At 37.3% G+C, this 23,968-nt stretch carries 11 protein-coding genes and 1 pseudogene; 7 read left to right on the top strand and 5 right to left on the bottom strand.

Annotated elements, in window-relative coordinates:
• Positions 1-14 precede the first annotated feature (14 nt).
• The gene (locus TY16_RS07235) at positions 15-1,391 is read left to right on the top strand and encodes a UDP-glucose dehydrogenase family protein (RefSeq protein ID WP_043931160.1); all 1,377 of its coding nucleotides are present in this window, start codon (positions 15-17) and stop codon (positions 1,389-1,391) included.
• Entirely contained in the window at positions 1,366-2,391 is a 1,026-nt protein-coding gene (locus TY16_RS07230) for a GDP-mannose 4,6-dehydratase (RefSeq protein ID WP_043931159.1), read from the top strand. The genes TY16_RS07235 and TY16_RS07230 overlap by 26 nt, the downstream gene beginning before the upstream one ends.
• A gap of 77 nt (positions 2,392-2,468) precedes the next feature.
• Here TY16_RS07230 and tagU read toward each other — a convergent pair.
• Positions 2,469-3,392: pseudogene (gene tagU, locus TY16_RS07225) on the bottom strand (polyisoprenyl-teichoic acid--peptidoglycan teichoic acid transferase TagU).
• A gap of 586 nt (positions 3,393-3,978) precedes the next feature.
• Here tagU and TY16_RS07220 point away from each other — a divergent pair.
• Complete coding sequence (locus TY16_RS07220; RefSeq protein ID WP_043931158.1) at positions 3,979-8,436, top strand: Ig-like domain-containing protein; 4,458 nt, start codon at positions 3,979-3,981, stop codon at positions 8,434-8,436.
• Between the two features lie 128 nt (positions 8,437-8,564).
• Complete coding sequence (locus TY16_RS07215) at positions 8,565-12,410, top strand: Ig-like domain-containing protein (RefSeq protein WP_043931157.1); 3,846 nt, start codon at positions 8,565-8,567, stop codon at positions 12,408-12,410.
• A 315-nt stretch (positions 12,411-12,725) separates the two neighbouring features.
• On the opposite strand, the gene TY16_RS07210 is transcribed toward TY16_RS07215, so the two are convergent.
• From TY16_RS07210 to TY16_RS07200, 3 genes are all read right to left on the bottom strand, one after another.
• The gene (locus TY16_RS07210) at positions 12,726-13,889 is read right to left on the bottom strand and encodes a type I restriction enzyme HsdR N-terminal domain-containing protein (protein ID WP_043931156.1); all 1,164 of its coding nucleotides are present in this window, start codon (positions 13,887-13,889) and stop codon (positions 12,726-12,728) included.
• Positions 13,876-14,226, bottom strand: a complete 351-nt coding sequence (locus TY16_RS07205) for a hypothetical protein (RefSeq protein WP_043931155.1) — start codon at positions 14,224-14,226, stop codon at positions 13,876-13,878. Before TY16_RS07205 ends, TY16_RS07210 begins: the two co-directional genes overlap by 14 nt.
• A 532-nt stretch (positions 14,227-14,758) precedes the next feature.
• A complete protein-coding gene (locus tag TY16_RS07200) occupies positions 14,759-15,841 on the bottom strand; it encodes a DUF6236 family protein (RefSeq protein WP_043931154.1) in 1,083 nt (360 codons plus the stop codon).
• Between the two features lie 608 nt (positions 15,842-16,449).
• On the opposite strand from TY16_RS07200, the gene TY16_RS07195 reads away from it, so the two are divergent.
• The 3 genes from TY16_RS07195 (at position 16,450) to TY16_RS07185 (ending at position 21,990) form a co-directional block, all read left to right on the top strand.
• Positions 16,450-19,839: an Ig-like domain-containing protein gene (locus tag TY16_RS07195; RefSeq protein ID WP_043931153.1), complete on the top strand. Its 3,390-nt coding sequence runs from the start codon at positions 16,450-16,452 to the stop codon at positions 19,837-19,839.
• Between the two features lie 175 nt (positions 19,840-20,014).
• Positions 20,015-20,587, top strand: a complete 573-nt coding sequence (locus tag TY16_RS07190) for a hypothetical protein (protein WP_043931152.1) — start codon at positions 20,015-20,017, stop codon at positions 20,585-20,587.
• A gap of 878 nt (positions 20,588-21,465) precedes the next feature.
• On the top strand, positions 21,466-21,990 hold the full coding sequence (locus tag TY16_RS07185; RefSeq protein WP_043931151.1) for a type 1 glutamine amidotransferase domain-containing protein: 525 nt from the start codon (positions 21,466-21,468) through the stop codon (positions 21,988-21,990).
• A gap of 321 nt (positions 21,991-22,311) precedes the next feature.
• Here TY16_RS07185 and TY16_RS07180 read toward each other — a convergent pair whose 3' ends face one another.
• Entirely contained in the window at positions 22,312-23,559 is a 1,248-nt protein-coding gene (locus TY16_RS07180) for a sensor histidine kinase (RefSeq protein WP_043931150.1), read from the bottom strand.
• Positions 23,560-23,968 lie beyond the last annotated feature (409 nt).

Genomic DNA, 23,968 nt, shown 5'->3' with positions numbered 1-23,968 from the left:
AGGAGTTTCTATCTATGAATAAAATAGCAGTTGCAGGAACTGGGTATGTAGGATTGGTTGCGGGTGCTTGTTTTGCAGAAGTTGGACATTTTGTTACCTGTGTAGATATTGATGAGAGTAAAGTTAAACTAATGAAATCTGGTATCTCTCCTATATATGAAGCCGGTTTAGAGGAGTTAATGAAAAAAAATTACTCTGCAGGAAGAATTGATTATACAACAGATTATAAGACAGCCTATAAAGATGCAGATGCTATTTTTATTGGCGTTGGTACTCCGGAACAATCCGATGGTTCTGCGAATCTTTCATATATTGCTACTGTTGCGAGACAAATTGCCGAATCAATAGAAAAAGATTGTTTAGTCGTTGTTAAATCCACAGTTCCAGTTGGTACAAATGATAAAGTAGAACAATTTATTAAAGACTTTTTAGTTAATGATGTACGTGTTGAAGTAGCTTCTAATCCAGAGTTTCTTGCTCAAGGTTCTGCAGTACACGATACTCTTTATGCTGAAAGGGTTGTTATCGGTACAGAAAGCAAATGGGCAGAACAAAGACTAATGGAAATCTATGAACCGTTCCATTTGCCAATTGTTTCTGTTAATAGAAGATCTGCTGAGATGATCAAGTATGCCTCTAATGATTTTCTTGCACTTAAAATCTCTTACATGAACGATGTTGCTAATCTATGTGAATTAGTTGGTGCCGATATCCAGGATGTAGCCAAAGGAATGAGCTTTGATGAACGTATTGGCAGCAAATTCCTTAATGCTGGTATCGGTTTTGGGGGGTCTTGCTTCCCTAAAGATACAAAAGCACTTGAATATATTGCTAAACAAAATGGATACGAGCTTAAAACTGTAAAAGCTGCAATTGATGTTAATAAAGATCAAAAAACAATGTTATACAAGAAAGCTAGGAAACGACTTATTACCTTTAATGGACTTAAGGTTGCAGTGCTTGGTCTTACATTTAAGCCTGGGACAGATGATTTAAGGGAAGCGGCCTCCCTTGAAAATGTTCCACTGTTGCTAGAACAAGGGGCAGATATCTTTGCTTTTGATCCTGTAGGTGCTAAGAATTTCTCAAAAGTATATCCTGAGGGTCAAAATGGAAGAGGAACTATTACGTATGTAGATAGTCCTGAAGCAGCATTAGAAGGAGCAAATGTTTGTTTTATCTTCACTGAGTGGGGGGAAGTCAAAGCAGTAACTCCTGAAGATTATAAGGAGTTAATGAGAACTCCGCTTGTTTACGATGGGCGGAATATTTATAGTGTAAACGATATGCGAGAAGTTGGGGTTGAGTATCATTCTATTGGACGAGCTTCAACTAGCAGGAAGGGTACAAAGGAGTCGAAGGAACTTGACCTACAATCAGTTAGATACTAATAAAGTCTACCTAATTACCGGAGCAGCTGGGTTTATTGGATATTATCTTTCTATGAAACTATTAGACCGAGGCTGCAAGGTAATCGGATTGGATAATATAAATGATTACTATGACGTAAACCTTAAGTATGCCCGTTTACATCAACTAGAACCTTATGAAAACTTTACTTTTATTAAGGGAGATATTGCAGACAAAGGGCTTATCACCGAGATTTTTGAAGGGCAAAAACCTAACATCGTGGTTAATTTAGCCGCCCAGGCGGGTGTTAGATATTCTATCGAAAATCCTGACGTGTACATCCAGAGTAATATTATTGGCTTTTACAATATACTGGAGGCATGCAGACACTATCCGGTTGATCATCTAGTATATGCTTCATCTAGTTCTGTATATGGGGCTAATAAAAAGGTACCTTTTGAAGAAACTGATTTTGTTGATACCCCAGTGTCTTTATATGCTGCTACGAAGAAATCTAATGAATTGATGGCTTATACTTACAGCCACCTCTATAAGATTCCAGCAACAGGGCTTAGGTTCTTTACCGTATATGGTCCGATGGGAAGGCCAGACATGGCTTACTTTGGCTTTGCAGATAAGTATTTTGCTGGAGAGCCAATTAAAATCTTTAACAATGGCGACTTTGAAAACGATCTGTATCGTGACTTTACCTATGTCGATGATATTGTAGAGGGAATTGAACGTTTGTTAAGCAATCCACCTGTTGGTGATGTTCAACACAAAGTCTTTAACATCGGGAACAATAACCCAGAGAAACTAATGGTTTTCATTGAAACACTAGAAAAATGCTTAGGCAAAGCACTTGGCAGGGAAGTTGTCTTTGAAAAGATGTTTGAACCAATCAAGCCCGGGGATGTTCCGGCAACATATGCTTCTACAGATGAACTCCAAAAAGCTGTTGGGTTTAAACCGAAAACTTCTATTGAAGAAGGGTTGCAGAAGTTTGCGGATTGGTATGTGGAGTATTACAACCAAAAATAATTATTCCTCAGCACCAATTGTCAGGCGGAATTTTTAAGGCGGCCAAATTCATGGCCGCCTTTTATCTTCACAAAGTATTAAATTTCTAAATGTGATTTTAAATCAGTTTGGATGTTTTTTATTTCACTTTCTGGAACAACATAATAATAAATTTTGTTTATTTTTGTTCCTTCACCTTTTATTTCTAGCTGCTGAACATTACCAACCACAGGCTTATAATTTTTCTAAATATCCATCATTTGATCAAAGCTTAAGTTAGTTCGGACATTTTTGCCCAGTGCGTTAAATATATCACCGAAGTTAGTTAGTGATGAGAGGGAAGCCCCTTCTTTTATTACAGCCTGAATAATGTTTCGCTGCCTATTTTGGCGCCCAAAATCACCTCTTGGGTCATTATACCTCATTCTTGCAAACTTTAATGCTGAATCACCATCGAGGGTGATTTGCCCTTTAGGGAATGTTTCTCCTCCCGAAGTGAATTCAAAAGAGTTTGTAACTGTAACTCCTCCAACAGCGTCCACAATATCCTTAAAACCTTCCATATTGATTTGAGCATAGTAATGTATAGGGATATCGAGAAAACTTTCTATAGTGTCCATTGACATTTTTACTCCACCAAAGGCATAAGCATGGTTGATTTTATCCACTGTTCCATGACCTATTATATCAGTTCTAGTATCCCTTGGTATGCTTAGCATTTTAACTGACTTTTGCTTTGGATTTACCGTTAGGACAATGATTGTATCTGAACGACCTCTGTCTCCTTGTCTCTCATCAACACCAAGTAGAAGTACAGAAAAAGGTTCTTGGTTTTCAAAGGTTACTTGGTCGGTCCTTTTGGGAGATTTGTCTCGGTCAATCGGATCATGCATTCTATCTACAGCAGCGGTTAAAGATTCATAAACGATAAAAGTATATGTGCCAACAGCTAATGCCAAGACGAAAAAGGAAATAAATAGGATGCGAACCCAACGTTTTTTCTTCTTCTTTTCTGTTCTCATTTTTCTCCTACGTTTTTCTGATTGCTCCTACTAGAGTACCAAAAATTTGAAGTAGTGGCTATATCGTTTAGTAATAATTTGTCAATGTTTGTAGAATTAAAGCTAACAAGGGGACTACCCCTATTAAAAAGGGAGTCTGCAAACAATTACAATTATATATGCTGGGATTATCCGAAACAAAAATGCACTGGAAGCCTCTATTGATATCCTCGAGCAAATCTACCTTAAGACCCCCGTTCAAAATATCAATATACTGATACAAATCAGTACCGCCTAAATCCTCTTACACCAAATTTAATTTTTCGTTCATTTGGAAAAGAGTAAAAAGAAATATTTACCTTTATTATTTTGATACAAAAATAGACCCCTATCTTTGGGAACCATTTTTGTTGTAAATGGCAGCCTAAAAAGAGAAACAGAAGACAAAAAAATTTAATAATATCAGTAAAAAACTGGGTTTTTCATGGTAAAATATTGATGCTATTATACTGTGAGTTTTTAAAATAGGAGGCAACAGGATTAGAAGAATTAACATGTTTTTTATTGATATGTTGGGATATGTTTATGCGGCTTTTAGGGATAGGTTATGGTCACGAAATACGGAAATAATACAATTAATTTATGGTTCTATGGGGGAATTTTTATTAAAAAGAGATTACTAGTATTGCTGACTGCCTTTTGTATTTTGTTTACTTGCTTTAGTAACATTCCGGTTAAAGCATCAATATCTAATGATGACGGCTCCAATGTTGTTGATACAATTTCTGTTGAAAAGAAGAATATCCTTGTACCTAATCTCCAGGAAGTAAGAGTGACTATCAAAAATAATAATGGAATTGGTTATATAGGGGGTAGCTATACCGGGGTCCAATATATGACCGTAAGTTATAAGTTGCCTTCTGGCAGTTATATGCAAGTTAGACTTTCAAGAAATAACGTATCAGAATCTACTTTCTATGGTTATGCATATACAAATTATTCTGATGTAGGTACATTAACCGTCGCAAATATTACTCAATATTTTTATAGTGGTGGTTTTAGAGTATATTTTGATAAGGATGAAGGCGGAAAATATGAATTAGATGAAGGGAATTACACTGTTTTTGCATCGGATACTATAGGACCGGAGCTTAAGGGTGCTTCAGTCAGTAATACAAAATTAGCTCCTGACCAAAGCATTATACTAACGCTGGATGCCGAAGATCAATTGGGGAGTATAGAAAGTGTATCCGTACAATATTCATTACCAAATGGTGGCGGATTAGGTACAAATGCAACCTATATAGGTAACAACCAATTTCAAGTGACCATGTATGCTTCTATTTTACAAAATTACGGATATGGTAAGTATGAACTTGAATCGGTTCGTCTGACAGATAATCAAGGTAACTCTACGGTTGAATATGATTATAGTGCATACAACTATAGTACAAGGAGTCTGGATGGTGGAGATTTCACTTTCATTCCGGAGGAGAATCCTCCAACCTTGAAGTCTATAACAGTAGAAGATAATGATGTCTTTTCAGGTGATCCAGTAACATTAATTGCAGAAGTTGAAGATGCTTCAGGGGTATCGGAAGTTAAAGCAAACTTCAAAACCCCTCTTGGTTATTCACATACAGAAATATTTACACACTGGTACGGCAATTATTATAAAGCAGAGGTACCTGGATTTTGGACTCAGTATCATTCTATAGGAAGTTGGAAAGTTCAATTTATCTATTTAAATGATACTTACGGGAACTCCACCAATATATGGAACTACAATGTGTACCCATACTGGGGCCAGGATTTGTCTGCTTTTGACTTTTACGTGAATGAAAGAGATGTCACGCCTCCGAGTTCGCCTTCAGTCTCCACGGTAGACGAATATTCTAATTACATTTATGGCAACGCTGAAGCAAATTCAACCGTTACGGCCAAGGTGAATGGAAATACGATTGGCTCAGGGACAGCTGACAATTATGGGTACTATTCAATCTATATTCCAAGACAAGTCGCTCATACAGAAATATATATAACAGCCACTGATGCAAGTGGGAATGAAAGCCAGGCTACCACGGTTATTGTTAGTGATGTAACTCCTCCTGGTAAGGTTTCCGTGGAAGAGGTATACGACTCCTCATCAACTATAACTGGTTATGCCGAAGGAAATTCTCTAGTAAAAGTAGAAGCTAATGGCGTGGAAATAGGCAGCAATTACGCATACTGGCATGGTTGGTATTATGTCTATATTCCTCAGCAACCTGCTGGAACTGAATTAACAGTGACGGCAACTGATAGCTCTGGAAATACAAGCGAAGGAACAACAATTACAGTTAAGGATGGTACTGCACCAAGCAATCCGAGTGTAAACGAAGTTACGGACAAAGATACAAAGGTGACTGGTTATACTGAAACTGGAGCAACAATTGAAATTCATAAAGATGGAACGGTTCTTGGAAGTAGTACTGCAGATGATAACGGTGCTTTTAGTATAGAAATTCCTAAGCAAGACGCAGGAACTCCTTTGTTTATCTATGCACGAGATGTTGCAGGGAATCAAAGTAGTGCTACGGAAATCGTAGTACAAGATGCAACGGCTCCGTCCATTAGTCTTGATCCTATTACTGATCAATCTCTTGCAATTACTGGGACGACAGAAATTGATGCAACTGTAAGTGCCGATATAAAAGGGACTATTTATACAACAACAGCTAATTCAGATGGTAAATTTGAGCTGCAAATTCCAAAGCAAGCCGCTGGAGAAAGGATTAGCGTCACCGTCTCTGATGGTAGGAATACGAGTCAGCCAGTCGTGGTTACCGTACTAGATGTAACGCCTCCTGTTGTTGAAGGTGTTACCGATGGTTCTTTTTACAATAAGGATGTATCTATATCCTTCAATGAAGGAACAGCGACATTGAACGGAGAAACCTATGAGTGGGGAACTGTTATTAAGTCAGAAGGTACGTATATTTTAGTTGTTACTGATGACACTGGGAATCAAACTACCGTTAAATTTACTATTGATAAAACCCCACCAAAAGTAATGGGTGTAGTAAATAACAGCAGTTATCGTGTCGATGTGACCCCAACCTTTAACGAAGGAAATGCTGCTCTTAATGGTTCGGCTTATAAGAGTGGTACTGTCATTAAGGATGAAGGTTCATATACGTTAGTTGTAACAGACTTGGCTGGCAATAAAACTATTGTTAAATTTGCCATCGATAAAACAGCTCCGGTTGTTTCAGGTATTAAAAATAATACCTACTATAATACCGATGTTATACCTTCCTTTACGGAAGGAACGGCTACTTTAAACGGTGTTGCTTTTAAAAGTGGGAATGTGGTTAGCGTCGAGGGGGCGTACACCCTAATTGTAACTGACTCAGCTGGCAATAAAACGACTATTACCTTTACGATCGATAAGATTGCTCCAGTTGTAACAGGTATCGAAAATGATACACACTATAATACAAATGTCACTCCGTCGTTTAATGAAGGAGTTACTAGTCTTAATGGAATAAGCTTTACTAGCGGAACCGAGATTAAGCTGGATGGATTCTATACACTTGTTGTAACCGATAGGGCGGGGAATAAAACAACTGTGAAATTTACTGTTGATAAAATTGCCCCAGTTATTACAGGAGTAGAAAATAACAAAACTTATACCAGTGCAATCACACCGGCCTTTAATGAAGGGACTGCAACCCTCAACGGTGAGAACTTTGAGAGTGGAACAGCTATTAAAGTTGATGGAACATACACTTTGGTTGTAACGGATAAGGCTGGAAATCAATCGACTGTCAAATTCATTATCGACCTAAACGCGCCACTTGTTTCCGGGGTTGAGAATAGTGCCAGCTATAATAAGGATGTAACACCGACATTTGAAGAAGGAACAGCTACCCTTAATGGTTCACCTTTTAAGAGTGGTGAGGTAATTAAAGCAGAGGGAGATTACACTCTGGTTGTAACTGATGGTGCTGGCAATAAAACAACCGTTAAGTTTACTATCGACAAATCAGCACCAGTAATATCAGGAGTTGAGAATAATAAAGTTTATAAATCAGAGGTAACACCTACATTTAACGAAGGAACTGCTACCTTGAATGGGTCAGCTTTTTCGAAAGGTAAAGTCATTAGTTCCGACGGGGCTTACACTCTGGTTGTTACTGATAAGGCAGGAAATACATCTACCGTAAAGTTTACAATTGATAAAACTGCACCAAAGGTGACCGGTGTTACAAACAACGCCTATTATAATAGAGATATAACAGTTCTCTTTAATGAAGGGGCCGCAACATTGAACGGGGCTGCTTTTAAAAGCGGAGCGGTTGTGAAAAATCCAGGAGTTTATACTCTAGTAGTTACTGACTTGGCCGGCAACAAGACTACTGTGAAGTTCACAATTGATAAGACGGTCCCAAAAGTAACCGGTGTAACGAACAATGGTTTTTATAACAGGGATGTTAAAGTGACCTTCAATGAAGGTAAGGCAACTTTAAACGGAGTAACTTTCGTTAGTGGCAACGTGGTGAAGGCTGCAAAGGTTTATACATTGGTTGTAACTGATGCGGCGGGCAACAAGACCACGGTGAAATTCACAATCGACAAAGCGGCTCCAAAGGTAACCGGTGTTGCCAACAACGCTTACTACAATAAAGATGTCCGTGTTTATTTTAACGAAGGTAAAGCGACCTTGAATGGAGTAGCCTTTAAGAGTGGTACTGTCGTTAAAACAGCAAAAGCATACACGCTCGTCGTGACTGATTCTGCTGGCAATAAAACAACGGTCAAATTCACAATTGATAGGACACCTCCCGCGGCTCCGAAGGTTAACGCTGTAAAAAGCGGATCCAAGACGGTAACCGGAACAGCGGAAGCCTATTCCGTTGTAACAATTAAGGTTGGTACAAAAGTAATTGGTAAAGCGACAACTGACCGTTATGGAAAGTATAAAGTTACAATTCCGGCACAGAAGCGGAACACGGCATTGTATGTTACTGCAAAGGATCGGGCTGGGAATGTGAGCAAGGCGACGAAAACCGTAGTGAAATAGTTTAAATCCAGGGGTCTAAACTGAAAATACCTTTCCAGTTAAGACCCCTAGTAATCTATAGAACAAATTTGTGATGCTTTTATTAGCCAACTATATTTGTTTTATAACATTAGGGAGAGCATATTCCATTGAAAAAGAAACTGTTTTTTCTCATAGCTGCGATAATATTATTCATAAGCACTATCCCTGTAAATAATACATTAGCGTCAGATTTAAAAGAGCCCGTATTGAAAGTTTTAAATGTAAATAAAAAAGAGGTTACTGTTGGAGATTCAATTGAATTGAGTATAGGCTTAGAGGATGTAACGGATGTAAATTATATTGTTGCCTGGTATATCTCACCTATCACAAAAAGTACTACGTACGTTACTCTATATTACAATGTTGAAACAGGTTTGTTTGAAGGTATTATTCCAATACAATCAACATCAGAAATCGGAGAATATCAATTAAACAGAATTACATTCTATCTAGATGGTTATACTACCAATATTTTTGAATCTACATTCTTTACAGACGGAAATTTTAATGTAAACGGTACAAATACCGAAGATTTTATTAAAAGCATTAGTGTCGATAAAAAGGAAGCTGTTTCTGGCAATAGTGTAAAAATTAGTGTGAAGGTTTCCGATGCAAAAGGGATTAATTATATTAATGCTTTGTATGTTATGCCAATTAGTAATAATTCAATTTATGTAAAACTCAATTACAATTCTGAATCAGGCTTCTTTGAGGGGAGTATTCCCATCCAGTCCATTTCGGAACCGGGGGAATACACTTTTACCAGACTTGATGTTTATAAGAGCGATAATATAATTAGCTTTGACCAGTCAGAATATTTAAAGGATGGTAATTTCACTATAACTGGTACAAGTGGAATGGGATTTTACAGCAGCTTAAGTATTGATAAGAAGGAAGTAACTGCAGGTGAAACGGTAAATCTTAAAATGAAAGTAAATGACAATGAAGGAATTCGCTATATCCTGCTTTGGTATAGTGAGCCTCTGACAAATAAAACCAAATATTTTTACCTTTATTTTAATAACCAAACCGGATTTTTTGAAGGAAGCCTCAAAATCAATAGTGAATTTGAATTAGGTCAGTATTCAACTAATAGGTTCGACTTATATGCATCCGGCCTAACATATAGTTATATCTTTTCTGATCATAAACTGGAAAATGGGGATTTTATTGTCGTAAAAGATGTTGTTCCTCCTAGTGTTCCGGTAGTTATTAATATATCAGATCACTCAACAAGTATCTCTGGGACATCTGAACCAGGTTCAACTGTAAAAGTGCTGGATGGAGAAAATATCTTAGCTAGTGCGGAGACCGACCAAAATGGAGACTTTATAGTCTATATTCCGATTCAACGCGCAGGAACCGCTTTAATGATAACAGCTACAGATACTTCTGGAAATGAAAGTCAAGGTGTAACAATTCTTGTAGAAGACAAGACTCCACCGCCAAATCCTATTGTGAGTGACATTGGGGACAGTGACACTGTAATTATTGGAGAAACGGATCCTTATGACAATGTGGTCGCTTATGCAAATGGAAAAATTATAGGAGAAGCCTTTGCAGAAGGGGACGGAAAGTTTTCTATTCAAATTAGTCCCCAGCATAAAGAAACCTTGGTAACTGTGTTTTCCATTGACAACTCCGGAAATCAGAATGATGGAACCACAGTTTTGGTAAAGGATAAAACTAGACCTATTGTACATGTAAATGCTGTTACAGACCAAGATACGTTTATTGTTGGTACTACCGAAGCAGAGGCGTTAGTCACCGCTATGATTGAAAATGAAACACTTAGTACGATTGCTGATGATGAAGGGAAATTCCGCATTCAAATATCACGGCAAATGGCGGAGAGAAAAATTACTTTAACAGCAACTGATGGTATTAATGATAGTGAACCAGTAGTGATTACCGTTATCGATGTAACAGCTCCAATCATTTATGGAGTAACAGATAATGGAATTTATAATAGAGATTTAGTTATACATTTTAATGAAGGAGCAGGGACTCTTAATGGTGAAAACTTTATAAGTGGAACTGTTGTTAATATGGATGGAATATACACCTTGGTTGTAACGGATAAGGCTAGTAACAAAACAACGGTTGAGTTCAGTATTGACCTCCAAGCGCCAGTGGTCTCGGGGGTTCAGAATGATGTCAGCTACAATAAGGATGTGATACCAACTTTCGAGGAAGGTACAGCCACTCTAAATGGAGCGCCTTTCAAAAGTGGAGAGATAGTTAAAGTAGAAGGGGACTACGACCTAGTTGTAACAGATACAGCTGGCAATAATACAACTATTAAGTTTACCATCGACAAAACGGCACCAATTATATCAGGGGTTGAGAATAACAGAGTTTATACATCAGAAGTAGTTCCAGCCTTTAATGAAGGAACTGCCACCTTAAATGGATCGTCTTTTTCGAGGGGAGAAGTTATTAGTTCCGAGGGGGCTTACACTCTTGTTGTTACAGATAAAGCTGGAAACTCAACAACAGCCAAGTTCGGAATAGATAAAACTGCTCCAGTCGTATCAGGTGTTAAAGATAATACGAGTTACAATAAGGATGTAACAGCTACCTTTAATGAAGGAACGGCTACTTTGAATAAAGTCCATTATTCTAGTGGAGATGTAGTTGAAGCTGAGGGAGATTACACCTTGGTTGTAACTGATCAAGCCGGTAATAAAACTACAGTAAAGTTTACTATTGATAAAACAGCACCCGTAATATTTGGAGTAAAAGCTGATAGCATCTATAACCAAGACGTTACGCCAACGTCCAATGAAGGAACGGCTACACTTAATGGCTCCGTCATTACTAGTGGTACAACTGTTAAGGCAGATGGGTCTTACACACTTGTGGTTACTGACAAGGCTGGTAATAAAACTACAATTGAGTTTTCTGTCGATAAAACATTTCCAGTTGTAACTGGTGTTGAAAACAATGGCTACTATAACAAAGAAGTAACTCCAGTCTTTAATGAAGGAACAGCGACACTAAATGGTGCTGCTTTTACAAGTGGTACAAAAGTAACAGCGGCTGGAATCTATACGCTCGTTGTTACTGATAAGGCAGGAAATGCAACTACCGTTAAGTTTACAATTGATAAAACGGCTCCAAAGATAACCGGTGTTACAAACAACGCCTACTATAATAAGGATGTTAAGATTACCTTTGAAGAAGGTAGAGCAACATTGAACGGGGTTGCTTTTAAAAGTGGATCGGTTGTGAAAAATCCAGGAGTTTATACTCTAGTAGTTACTGACTTGGCCGGCAATAAAACAACTGTTAAGTTCACGATTGATAAAACTGCACCAAAGGTAACGGGTGTCACGAACAATGCTTTTTATAACAAGGATGTTAAAGTCTCCTTCAATGAAGGAAAGGCGACTTTGAACGGAGTAGCTTTCACAAGCGGTACGGTGGTAAAGACTGCAAAGGTTTATACATTGGTCGTAACCGATGCAGCCGGAAACAAGACCACCGTGAAATTCACAATCGACAAAACGGCCCCGAAGGTAACTGGTGTTGCCAACAACGCTTTTTACAATAAAGAAGTCCGGATTTATTTTAACGAAGGTAAAGCGACCTTGAATGGAGTAGCCTTCAAGAGTGGAACTGTCGTTAAAACAGCAAAAGCATACACGCTCGTCGTAACTGACTCTGCTGGCAATAAAATAACTGTCAAATTCACTATTGATAAGACACCTCCCGCGGTTCCGAAGGTTAACACTGTAAAAAGCGGATCCAAGACGGTAACCGGAACAGCCGAAGCCTATTCCGTTGTGACAATCAAGGTTGGAACAAAAGTGATTGGTAAAGCAACAACTGACCGATATGGAAAGTATAAAGTTACTATTCCGGCACAGAAGCGGAATACGGCATTGTATGTTACTGCAAAGGATCGAGCGGGGAATGTGGGTAAGGCAACGAGGACAGTAGTGAAGTAATGTTAAATGACTAAACCAGGTAGGGATTCCCTTACCTGGCTTGGTCTTTTTTATATAGTCATTTATGAATTTATTCTGAAGGTGGAGCTAGCTTTATTCAAGATGCACTTATTTTATATGGGGTTCGATTGTTCTTAGTTATTTCCCCCTAATATCATTGTTTTTCATTGAATTTACTACCGTTGTAAAATCCTTAATACAGGTATTATCATTGCAATTATTAGCCTTCCTGGACATACTTGAATTAATCCTATGAGTTTCAATTAATTCGTTCCGTCTATTAGTGATATTGCATTCCTCTTACTGAGTAAATAATTAATTTTCCTTTAAGCTCAGTTTCTTCTTTTTCTTCTCTGCTAACTTTACCCGTACGCTAGCATACTCTATTAATCTCTCAATAAAATCTGAACCAGCTTTTATTGATATTGCTTCTTTTGATGGAAATGAGCCGAGATATATTTTCTCATCCACAATGAGTTCAGGAGAAAACTTCTTTACTTTTTCAAATACTTGGCGGTTTTTAAATCCATTACGACGCCCATTATGGAAAATCTTATAGATATTTTGCTCTTTGGATACTGAAATAAACTGGTCAATATTTAATTGAAGAATGTTTGTTGAAAGCCCAGAATTATCAACAGCAACTATTAGATAGGTATTTCCATCCCTATTTCCATAAACAGGATCATACTTCAGTTCAGCAGTCCCAAAAATACCAATGCGGTAGATTGAATGCTTCCCATTTAATTCTTTAACGATAAGACTTCGATAGTATCCGGGGAAACTTCCCCCACCTGCATTTCCAAAAGAAAATATTCCGTATGATAAATCCTCTATGATATTTGTATTGTATTTGCCACTCTTAATAAATACACCACATAATATGTAATTTTGCAGTTCTGAAATAAATGGGTGCAACTCCGTATGAGTGCCTTCTCCAATATATCCTTTTTGAAGTAAGAAACTAATATAACGGTCATATGTGGTCAAATCATATGGTAATCTCCGTAATTCACGTAATCTCGTATATTCCACCTTTCCCTTTACCAGTTCTGCATACTTAAAGAGTTCATTGGTTAAAGGAATTACTTTATCATTCATTACCTCATACAATTGCATTTGTTTTCCATTTGCAATCCCAATATACTTTGCTTTAAGGATTTTGTTGTAAGTTTTAACCTGCTCTAAGGTATGATCTGTTAATTCTATATGGCTAGCTTTTATTTCTAACACTAAAAGGGCATGTTGAATACCATCACGATCTTTATGCCAAACTACTATATCAGCTCGTTTTTTAGATGTTGAATCAATATGGTTAAGAGCAAATTCTGTACTGATTGAGTCTTTCGGAATTTCCATCTCCTCAATTAATACCTGAATAATTTTTTGTCTAACTTCCTCTTCAGGTGTATACTGAAGCAAAATTTGACGGCATGGATCATAAATCAACTTCTTTCTTCCATTTTTAAGTATCTTCATTTGTTTGTTCCCTTTTATAGAATTTGATAGGATGCCTATCAACCATGCCCACATCAATAAACTCTAAATATCCTTTCTCTAGAATAGATAACTTTGTTGTTAAAGTTGTATGCATCTGCCTCGATATATCATAAAGGATTACATTGTCTTCGAAATCAACAGAGTACAAAATTAGAAAAGTTGTCAACATAGGTTCTTCTTCTTCCAAGCTCTCATTTACCATGGCATACACTTCATAAGGGTTATTAATAAATAACGTTTTCAATTCATAATGCGTCAAATGATTATTAATAATTTGGCATGAATTATTCTTTATTATAATTTCAGTTGGAAACACAAAATCATCCTCCTAGGAATATTTTACCAAGTATATAATGGTGCTAGTCCCTTATTATTCAATATGAACCGTTTAATTACGCCAGTAGTTATTCCATACAACCCCGTTATACAACATTTTAACAGTCTAACTACTAGGGTATGCAAGCGCTTTATGAAAAAACTCCTCTCATTTTCATAATAAAATGAGAGGAGTTTTTTTATTAAGAGAATACTGATTAAAGCCACCCAAATGTACCGCTTATGACATAGTTTGTACCAATGAATGACAGAGAATTTACCACCATATAACAAGCTACTTACCAGTACTCCCAGATTACTGAGAGGTTTATATATTCATATAATCCGGTTTCCGATAAAGCCTAAATGTGCAACAGTAACAGAGCCACAGCGTAGTTGCTTGCCATTGACTGTAACGTCCCGATGCTTAGAATTCGGTGAAAGGGGACGGGGTCCCACCAGCGGGCAACTTAGAATCAATTTGTCCGTGTTTGCAGGCGAACCTCTAGGCTTTTATTTTAGCTAAGCGGATTTTAAATCTGTGAAATTGAAAAATTCGAATTGCCTGAGATTAGCCCCTCCTGTTGAGCTTTATAAAGATAAACAAAGCTATTATCGGACAGTTTTGTCTTTATACTTTCTTTCATATCAACATAATTTGTTCCTATTTCAATGCCACCGGATATACTTGCTCCCATAACATCTATATTTATCGGAACATGAGTTGATAATGGGGTTAATAGACTTGTTAATATAAGAGAATTCTTTGGATTTACTATGGAACTCAGTGAGGAGAAGACGAATTTAATATAGGACCCCTTAAGAGCTTTCGCTATTTCACTCGTACCAAGTTCAATCTTTTCTTTATAACTAATTGTTTTTTCTTTAATCTCAATAATAGAATCTGAATTAGCTATTTGCGATTCAAATTCGTTAATAATAGTTCTGAATTGCAGAAGTTCGTCTCGGTGTCTTTTTTTAAAATCTAATATTTCCTCGTAAGGAACATTTGGAAGAGGTGTAGGCAATATATTTCTTAAATGGTTACTTAGGAAAGGCTTCTCATTATTGTCAACCCTATTTTGATTAGTGCATTTTAAGTAGGATAAATCATAATACTGATTTTGGTCAGTACCAATAACAGTTTGATTCTCATCCCCAATAGCTAGATACTTTGCTAATATTGTCATATATAAGTTTGCCGCTTGTCCGTCCATTTCTACCCACTTATCAGAATCCTTTCTGGAAAGCACTCCACTTTCTTTCAATAAATGAATCATCATATAGTTAAGTTTCTTGGTGTGAATCTTATGCTTTCCATCTACATTTCTAAAAACCGTACCTATTCTTTTAGGCCTGCTAGTAATGTAATCATTTATTTTTAAAGTAAACTCGGTTTCAAACTCTTTATATAATTCACTTTTCAAAAGCTGTGTCGGGTTCATAGTTCTGTATTGTCCTACGCTAGATAAATATTCAATAGAAGGGGATAGTGAATTGAATTCAGGGGATTCTGGGACAATAGAACTAATTTCATCCCAGTAAAGTAAAGAGTTTCTAATCCATTGACCATCTGGAATATCAATGTTAGGAAAGTAAAGTATCGTTCTTTTCATCTAATTCACCCACTTGTCATTTTTCCTATATTTTCTATATAAGAAGGGGAAAATCCTTCATATACAGAAATTTTAGTTAGTTTTAGGAAATATTTCCTATTTCGTACCTATATTAGAAATGAATGGATACAATATCTGCCGCCATTTAAAAAAAACCCTAATCTCTACTTACTGTATAAGAGTAACAACCACTAACGTTCTCCCTTTCATCCCCTACCGTCTTTTCCATCTTATTTACAGCCATCGACAATGAGTTGACCAACTTCTGCCTAGGGTTTACCAGACAAGGTGATCCAATAGAGACTGAAAAAAGTGAAGCAGATATCAAAGGGCAAGACTATTTTATTGTTTCGAACAATAAGGAAGGCTAAGCATTCACCAGTTTAACAGAAATAATGTAAAGCTAATAAAAAGGAGAATGCGGGATATTGGCATTACTGAGTAATAAGTTTTTTTATTTTTAATAACAAGAAGATATTGTTTGCAGAATATATTTAATCTGTAAATAAATTGTTTATTAACGTGTTAGTTGTCCATTATAATAAAATTGTAATTTAAATACTTTTAAGGAAAAGGCTTATTTATTTCTCTAAAAATGGGGGAACTTTATGAAACAAAGGAGCTTCTTGATAATTTTCACAGCCTTCCATGTATTCTTCACGTGTTTAGTAGGTATTCAAGGTAAAGCAAGTTCAGGGACTAGTGTAAGTGGAATAATTAATCAGAATACAACATGGACGGCTGAAGGTTCTCCATATTTTTTAGCCGGAGATATTCAAATCGCTAATGGTGTCAAATTAACCATAGAACCTGGGACAACGATCGAAGGAAATAATAAAAGAATTAGAGTATTTGGGGACTTTGAAGCAGTAGGAAATTCTGAGTCAAAAATAAAATTTAACAATGTAGATATAGAACCGGGAGCTGGTGATTATACTAAGAGGTTCCTAATCCACATTGAGTATGCTGATATTAATTATGGTAGTTTGTATCGCCCAGGTCCTGGAGCTATCTATGGAAGTTTAATATTAAGAGATTCAAGGCTTTCAAATCTATCTAGTTACTTATATCTTTGGTATCCGACGAATGACGTAAATATTGAAAGAAATGTATTTATTAGTTCTGAAGGAATCAGTGTTGGAACAAGCGATAATGTTAAAGTAAATATTTTAAATAATGTGTTTTATAATTATAAAAATTTTGCCGTTGAAAACTGGGCAAGCTATTCAAATTCCGAAACCATTGTTTCATATAATTCTTTCTTAAACCGTAAGGATTATACAGGTTATGCTCTAGTACTTCCCGCTGGTTACTCATCTTCAAAAATGACAGCAATGAATAACTATTGGGGAGCAACAAATGAAGCAGCTATAGAAAGAATGATATTTGATAAAAATGATGACCTTAGTTCTGCATCATATATCAACTTTAAACCTTATTTATTATCACCAGATCAAAATACACCTGATATAATTCCTCCTAACGTTCCAAGCGTTAATGAAATAACCGATAAATCAACTAGTATAACTGGAACATCAGAACCAGGTTCGACGATTACAGTAAAGTCAGAAACAGGTGTAATAGGAACTACAGTAACTCAAGATGATATGACATTCTTGGTGCCCATCAACTTGCAAAAGGCAGGAACAACTTTAATGGTAACCGCAACAGATTATGCTGGTAATGTAAGTGAGGGAAAGGAAGTAACTGTAAAAGATGTAACTGCGCCTTTTATACAAACAATAAATGAAGTAACGGATAAATCAACGAGTGTTAATGGAATTTCAGAAATGGGTTCAACCATAAATGTCAATGCAGGAACCTTGCCAATAGGAACAGCATTGACACACGAAGATGGATCTTTCACTGTACCTATTAACCTACAAAAAGCAGGAACCACTCTAACCATTACCGCAAGCGATAATGCAGGGAATGTTAGTGACCCTAAGGAAGTTACCGTGAAGGATGTTACATTCCCTATCATTGAAGGAGTGACGAACGATTCTTTATACAATAGAGATGTAACCATCTTCTTTAATGAAGGAACAGCCACTTTAAATGGAGAAAACTATGAGTTGGGCACCCTTATTAAGGATGAAGGTTTTTATACATTAGTAGTTACAGATGAAACAGGGAATCAGACTACAGTAAAATTTATCATTGATAAAACACCACCACATGTTTTTGGTGTAGAAAATGACGTTATTTATAATAACGACGTGACGCCTTTATTTGGTGATGGTACTGCTACACTTAATGGTTTGGCTTATACTAGTGGAACTGTAGTTAAGGATGAAAGAACTTATACTCTAGTGGTTACAGACCCAGCGGGCAACAAAACAACAGTTCGATTTACCATTGATAAGACGGCACCAGTCGTTTCCGGAGTTATCAATAACGCTTACTATAACAAAGAAGTAACTCCAGTGTTTAATGAAGGAACAGCAACATTAAATGGAGCCACTTTTGCTAGTGGCCAAACCGTTAAAGAAGAGGGATCATATACTCTGGTTGTAACTGATAAAGCAGGAAATAAAACTACAGTTCAGTTCATCATCGATAAAACTGCACCTGTTATTTCCGGAGTGGCAACTGATGGTATTTATAACGAAGAAGTAACACCAACGTTCAACGAAGGTACGGCTACCCTAAATGGCTCCGCATTTACAAGTGGTACAACTATTAAGATGGATGGATCTTACACGCTTGTGGTAACAGATAAGGCAGGAAATAAAACTACTATCAAATTCACTGTCGATAAGACCCCACCAGTGGTGGAAGGTGTAGTAAATGATAGCTTATTCAACAAAGCTGTTACGGTGACATTTACTGAAGGCACCGCAGAATTGAATGGTGAAAGTTTTAATAGTGGTACATTAATCGAGAAAGATGGAAACTACACCCTAGTTGTAACAGATACAGCTGGAAACATAACAACAATCAAGTTTATCATTGATACAACTGGCCCGATTGTAACAGGTGTAACGGATAATACCCTTTACAATAAGGATGTAACTCCAGTCTTTAATGAAGGAACAGCGACACTAAATGGTGCTGCTTTTACAAGTGGTACAAAAGTAACAGCGGCTGGAACCTATTCGCTCGTTGTTACTGATAAGGCAGGAAATGCAACTACCGTTAAGTTTACAATTGATAAAACGGCTCCAAAGGTAACCGGTGTTACAAACAACGCCTACTATAATAAGGATGTTAAAATTACCTTTGAAGAAGGCACAGCAACATTGAATGGGGCTGCTTTAACCAGCGGATCGGTTGTGAAAACTCCAGGAGTTTATACTCTAGTAGTTACTGACTTGGCTGGCAATAAGACAACTCTGAAGTTCACCATTGATAAAACTGCCCCTAAGGTAACCGGTGTAACGAACAATGCTTTTTATAACAAGGATGTTAAAGTGACCTTCAATGAAGGCAAGGCAACTTTAAACGGAGTAACTTTCGTTAGTGGCACTGTGGTGAAGACTGCAAAGGTTTATACATTGGTCGTAACCGATGCAGCCGGAAACAAGACCACCGTGAAATTCACAATCGACAAAACGGCTCCGAAGGTAACCGGTGTTGCCAACAACGCTTTTTACAATAAAGATGTCCGTGTTTATTTTAACGAAGGTAAAGCAACCTTGAATGGAGTAGCCTTCAAGAGTGGTACTGTCGTTAAACCAGCAAAAGCATACACGCTGGTTGTAACCGACTCTGCTGGCAACAAGACAACGATTAAGTTTACGATTGATAAGACACCACCTGCAGCTCCTAGGGTTAACACGGTAAAAAGCGGAGCAAGGACGGTAACTGGAATAGCCGAAGCTTATTCCGTTGTGACAATCAAGGTTGGAACAAAAGTAATCGGAAAAGTAACCACTGATCGATATGGAAAGTATAAAGTAACAATTCCAGCACAGAAGCGGAACACAGCACTTTATGTTAATGCGAAGGACCGGGCTGGGAATGTGAGTAAGGTGACGAAAACTACAGTGAAATAGAGAAATAGTAAAAGAGATTATTCCTAGTATGTATGGGAATAATCTCTTTTTGTTAAGGTGCCTGTGAATCGCGGCATAAAAAATTTTATAACCTACTAATAATTTTTAGAAAAATAGAGTATGTAGTCATAATTAGAATCTCATTGAATATTTTAACTTTAATAGGGGTTGTTCAATGAGTAAAAGAAGTATAGATGAACTACTTGTAAAAAAGAAATTGATCGAGGAAATGGTAGAAATCATAAACAATCCAATACTGACGGGATATTCCAAAGCGTATTACCTACGTAATGTAGCAATTCAGACATGGACTGAACATTATCCGGTTAAGAGTTCAAAACATGAAGGTTGCAAATATTGGTCAGCGCAGGCTTTTAAACAGGTATTTGAAAGAGATGAATATACAAAAGCAGAACCTTTGTTACATGAACATGTAATCCCAAAAGAGTTTTTAATTAAAAATATTTTTCTAAGTGGCGGGAACGGACCTGTGGATTACCAATATATTGAACATTATCTTAATGAGTATACCTTTGCATGTGTTCTAACCAAAAGTGAAAACTCAAGGATTAATGCTGTTTCTATTTCAACCATGCCTCCTGAGTTTATGGAAATTAAGAATGAGAATTATTTAAAGGGCTGGCTTCGTTACTCTAGAGCAGGAATAGATGTATACGAAGTAAAATGGAATGATAAAGTACCTGTAAAGAAGAGGAAAGTGGATACAGATAACATACAATTAGTTTAATTTTTTCACCATTTGTTTAGGTCTTGCTATTACCCGGTATTTATTGTTTCATACCTCGATTGTCACAGTCTGTGTGAAAATACCCGCTGAAATTCATATGCTTGGATTCCAGGGAATTTCTTGTTTCGCTGTTAAATGAAAATATTTCACCGGTTGAATCGGTATATAGAAGGCATTGTGAATTGTAGGTTCACAGCGCCTTTTTAGTTTGCGGCGCGGGAGGGTTGGTTTGGGTGTTGCAATGTGTCCGATTTAGTAGAACTCTTTCTGATTTTATACCGCAGCATAAATTCAGATGCCTGTCACTCCACGGTTACCACCTCTGCCATCTTTTTTACTACCCTTTGACAAAGAGTTTACCAGCCTCAACGATCAATTTTCAAAATACGTTAAGATTAAACAGAAACAGTGTTATTCGAATATCCACCACCATTGACTTAACTTTTGTCCGTTTAGTGGTACTAATGTAGGTTAGGCAAAAATAAAAACCTAGAAGCTCACCTGGAATTTATGATAATACGGACAAATCAATTCTAAGTAGTCGCTGGAGGTGCCTGGTATCCAAATTTGTATTTGCTGTTGGGGATGAAACGGTAAATATAACTCCTCGAGCCCCAATTCCTACAATTCCAGAGGATATTGATTTCTTTAATCGATATGAATTGGATGGTATACCGGTAGAATCCTTTGAGCCTATCAATATTAAATGTTTCCTTGTCAGAACTGTCCGGGTATATGATTCGTCCCGGGCTGGGAAATGATGCCGGGATTATTGGTGATCTTTTGCTTGCCAACCAAGCAGGATATAAGTGAATACTCTATTATGTAGATAGGGAATAAAGAATAATCAATTATATTTTGAAGGGTGTTGGATTTAAATGCGATTACAAGGAAAGAAAGTGATCAGCCTGGTCCATCAGGATTTTGAAGACTTAGAGCTTTGGTATCCGATTTATAGGCTGCGCGAAGAGGGTGCGGTTGTACATCTTGCAGGAGAAGAGGCAGGCGCTGAATACAAGGGGAAATACGGAGTACCGGCCAAAGCGGATTTCACTTATGCAGATATTGATGGCGATCAATATGATGCCATTTTAGTACCAGGGGGGTGGGCCCCGGATAAAATTCGCCGTTTTCCTGAAGTGCTATCCCTAATACAGAACATGGATGCAAGTGAAAAGGTTATAGGACAAATCTGCCATGCTGGCTGGGTGCTCATTTCTGCAAAGATTCTATCTGGAAAAAAGGTAACAAGTACCCCGGGAATTCGGGACGATATGGAAAATGCAGGAGCCATTTGGTATGACGAACCAGTTGTCGTTGACGGCCATCTTGTATCAAGCCGCCGACCGCCAGATCTCCCCGATTACATGAGAGAATTTATTCATGTTTTGGAACGAAAATAGCGCGAAGTAAAAAAGCTTCTGTAAAGCAAATATATATAAGGCGGCCTAATCATGGTCGCCTTTATAATAGTACAGTTAAAGTTCTCTATGGGCTTTTAAATCAAACTGAATCTGTTGTTTCTCATCTGGTAATATCCAAATGAAGCAGCTGTACATATAAAAATTATTTAATAGTCTATCACCACCCGATTTTTCTTGTTTCACAGGTTGAATTAGATTAAAGAAGGCATTGTGGACTAAGTTCACAATGCCTTTTTGTACTAGGAGGAATGAGGGTGTTTCGCTTTTAAGCTCTCTTCACAACTTCCAGATAAACCGTCCCTATGGTTTCAGGATTGGAAGAGAAATCTTTACAGTCGTCCCTTCATTTTTGGTACTCTTAATGTCAATCTCGCCATTCAGGTTTTCAATAATCCTGTAAACGACCATCATTCCCAGGCCTGTCCCATGAGCGGTAGGCGAAAAGAACGGCATGCCTAAATTCCGTAATTGTTCCTCCTGCATTCCGTTGCCGTTGTCTTTGATCAGGAGGGTACAGACAGAGCCTGCTGCAGTGTAACTGATTTCAATGACTCCACTGCTTGTATCAATGCTATGCTTATAGAGATTAACCAGTGCCTGGACAAATTGTTCGGAACGTCCGGATATAGTGAATGAGGGAATAGACTGAACCGTAATCTGCGTATCAGTGCCGGATAGGAGCGGTGATATGACATCAATTGAATTTGTAATTGCAGCATCCAATTTAAACGTACCGCCAGACTCTGTGTATGGTCTGGCAAATGTTAGATAATCGCTCATAACCTTATCCGCACTATCAATTTCATCAAGCGCCAGTTGAATAAAATACTCCTTCCTTTCATTGCCCAGCTCAGGGTCATCCTTCAATAATTGCAGGACTCCTCTTGCAGTTGTTAAAGGATTTTTTATTTCGTGATTGACCGCTGCAGCCAGCTGGCTTAACACGTCAATCTTTTCAGCCTCGATCACCTTTCTCCTGATTAAATAATTCTTACGGATGATGTCGAACATGCAACATACGAGAATGATTCCCAGAGTATTGAAAAGAATATAATCTATCCACTTTGCAAGATCGAAGAAGTTGTTTTCAAAATACGAAATTCCAATAAGAAAAATAATTGAAAAAGTGATATTGACGGCCACACTAAGAAGTAAACGATGTCTAGCCGTTAGGCGGAAATACAATGGCCTTACATAAACCGTTAAAAGGAACAGCAGAATCGAAATCGAAATGCTCACTAGTACATGCGGACCGCCCTGCAGCACTTTTATAATAGCTCCCACAACTACCAGGACAAATCCGGTTACAGGGCCGCCATATAAAATTCCAAACCAAAAAGGAATTCGGCGCAAATCATAATGAACCCCTACAACTTCATAAACAGTAAAGGACATACAAAGTGCCATTGTTATACTGGATACAATGAGAATGGATAGTTTATTGTGATTGCGATTAAGCGGAGAGCTTTCTCGCCAAATTTGATGAATGATAATCCCTAATAGAACGACCAATAGATTTAATAAGAGATTGACTGTTACTTGAGTCATGTGTTCCAGAACTCCTTGTATTGAATAGCTTCATAACATCATTTGTTTGTGTATCTGTTACTTAGGAATGTGAAGAATTGTATAAACATACAATAATCCCCACCTAAAAACTACGTGGATTGGCATGCCTTTGCGTCGCATTCCGAATCTGTATTGTCAAATTTTCAATAGTTTTATTATACATTAAATGTTATTTCTGGAGTTAGAGTTTGGGAATGCTAAAACCTTATTTCTTTGTCAAAGGGGATGTCCAAAAGGCACGTGAATGTTTGAACTGCACCCCAATTGTTAGTCATATCTAACAATTGGGGTGCAGTTTTTTAATGGCAAAATTTACTTTAGAAGTAACCTAGGCACAATAGTAATCGGGTAGCAAGTGATTGTAAGATAATTACAACAATAATACTTT

It is taken from the genome of Bacillus sp. EB01 (assembly GCF_000613125.1).
Classification (GTDB): Bacteria; Bacillota; Bacilli; order Bacillales; family Cytobacillaceae; genus Bacillus_D.
This window is presented reverse-complemented; position numbering and strand designations above follow the sequence as displayed.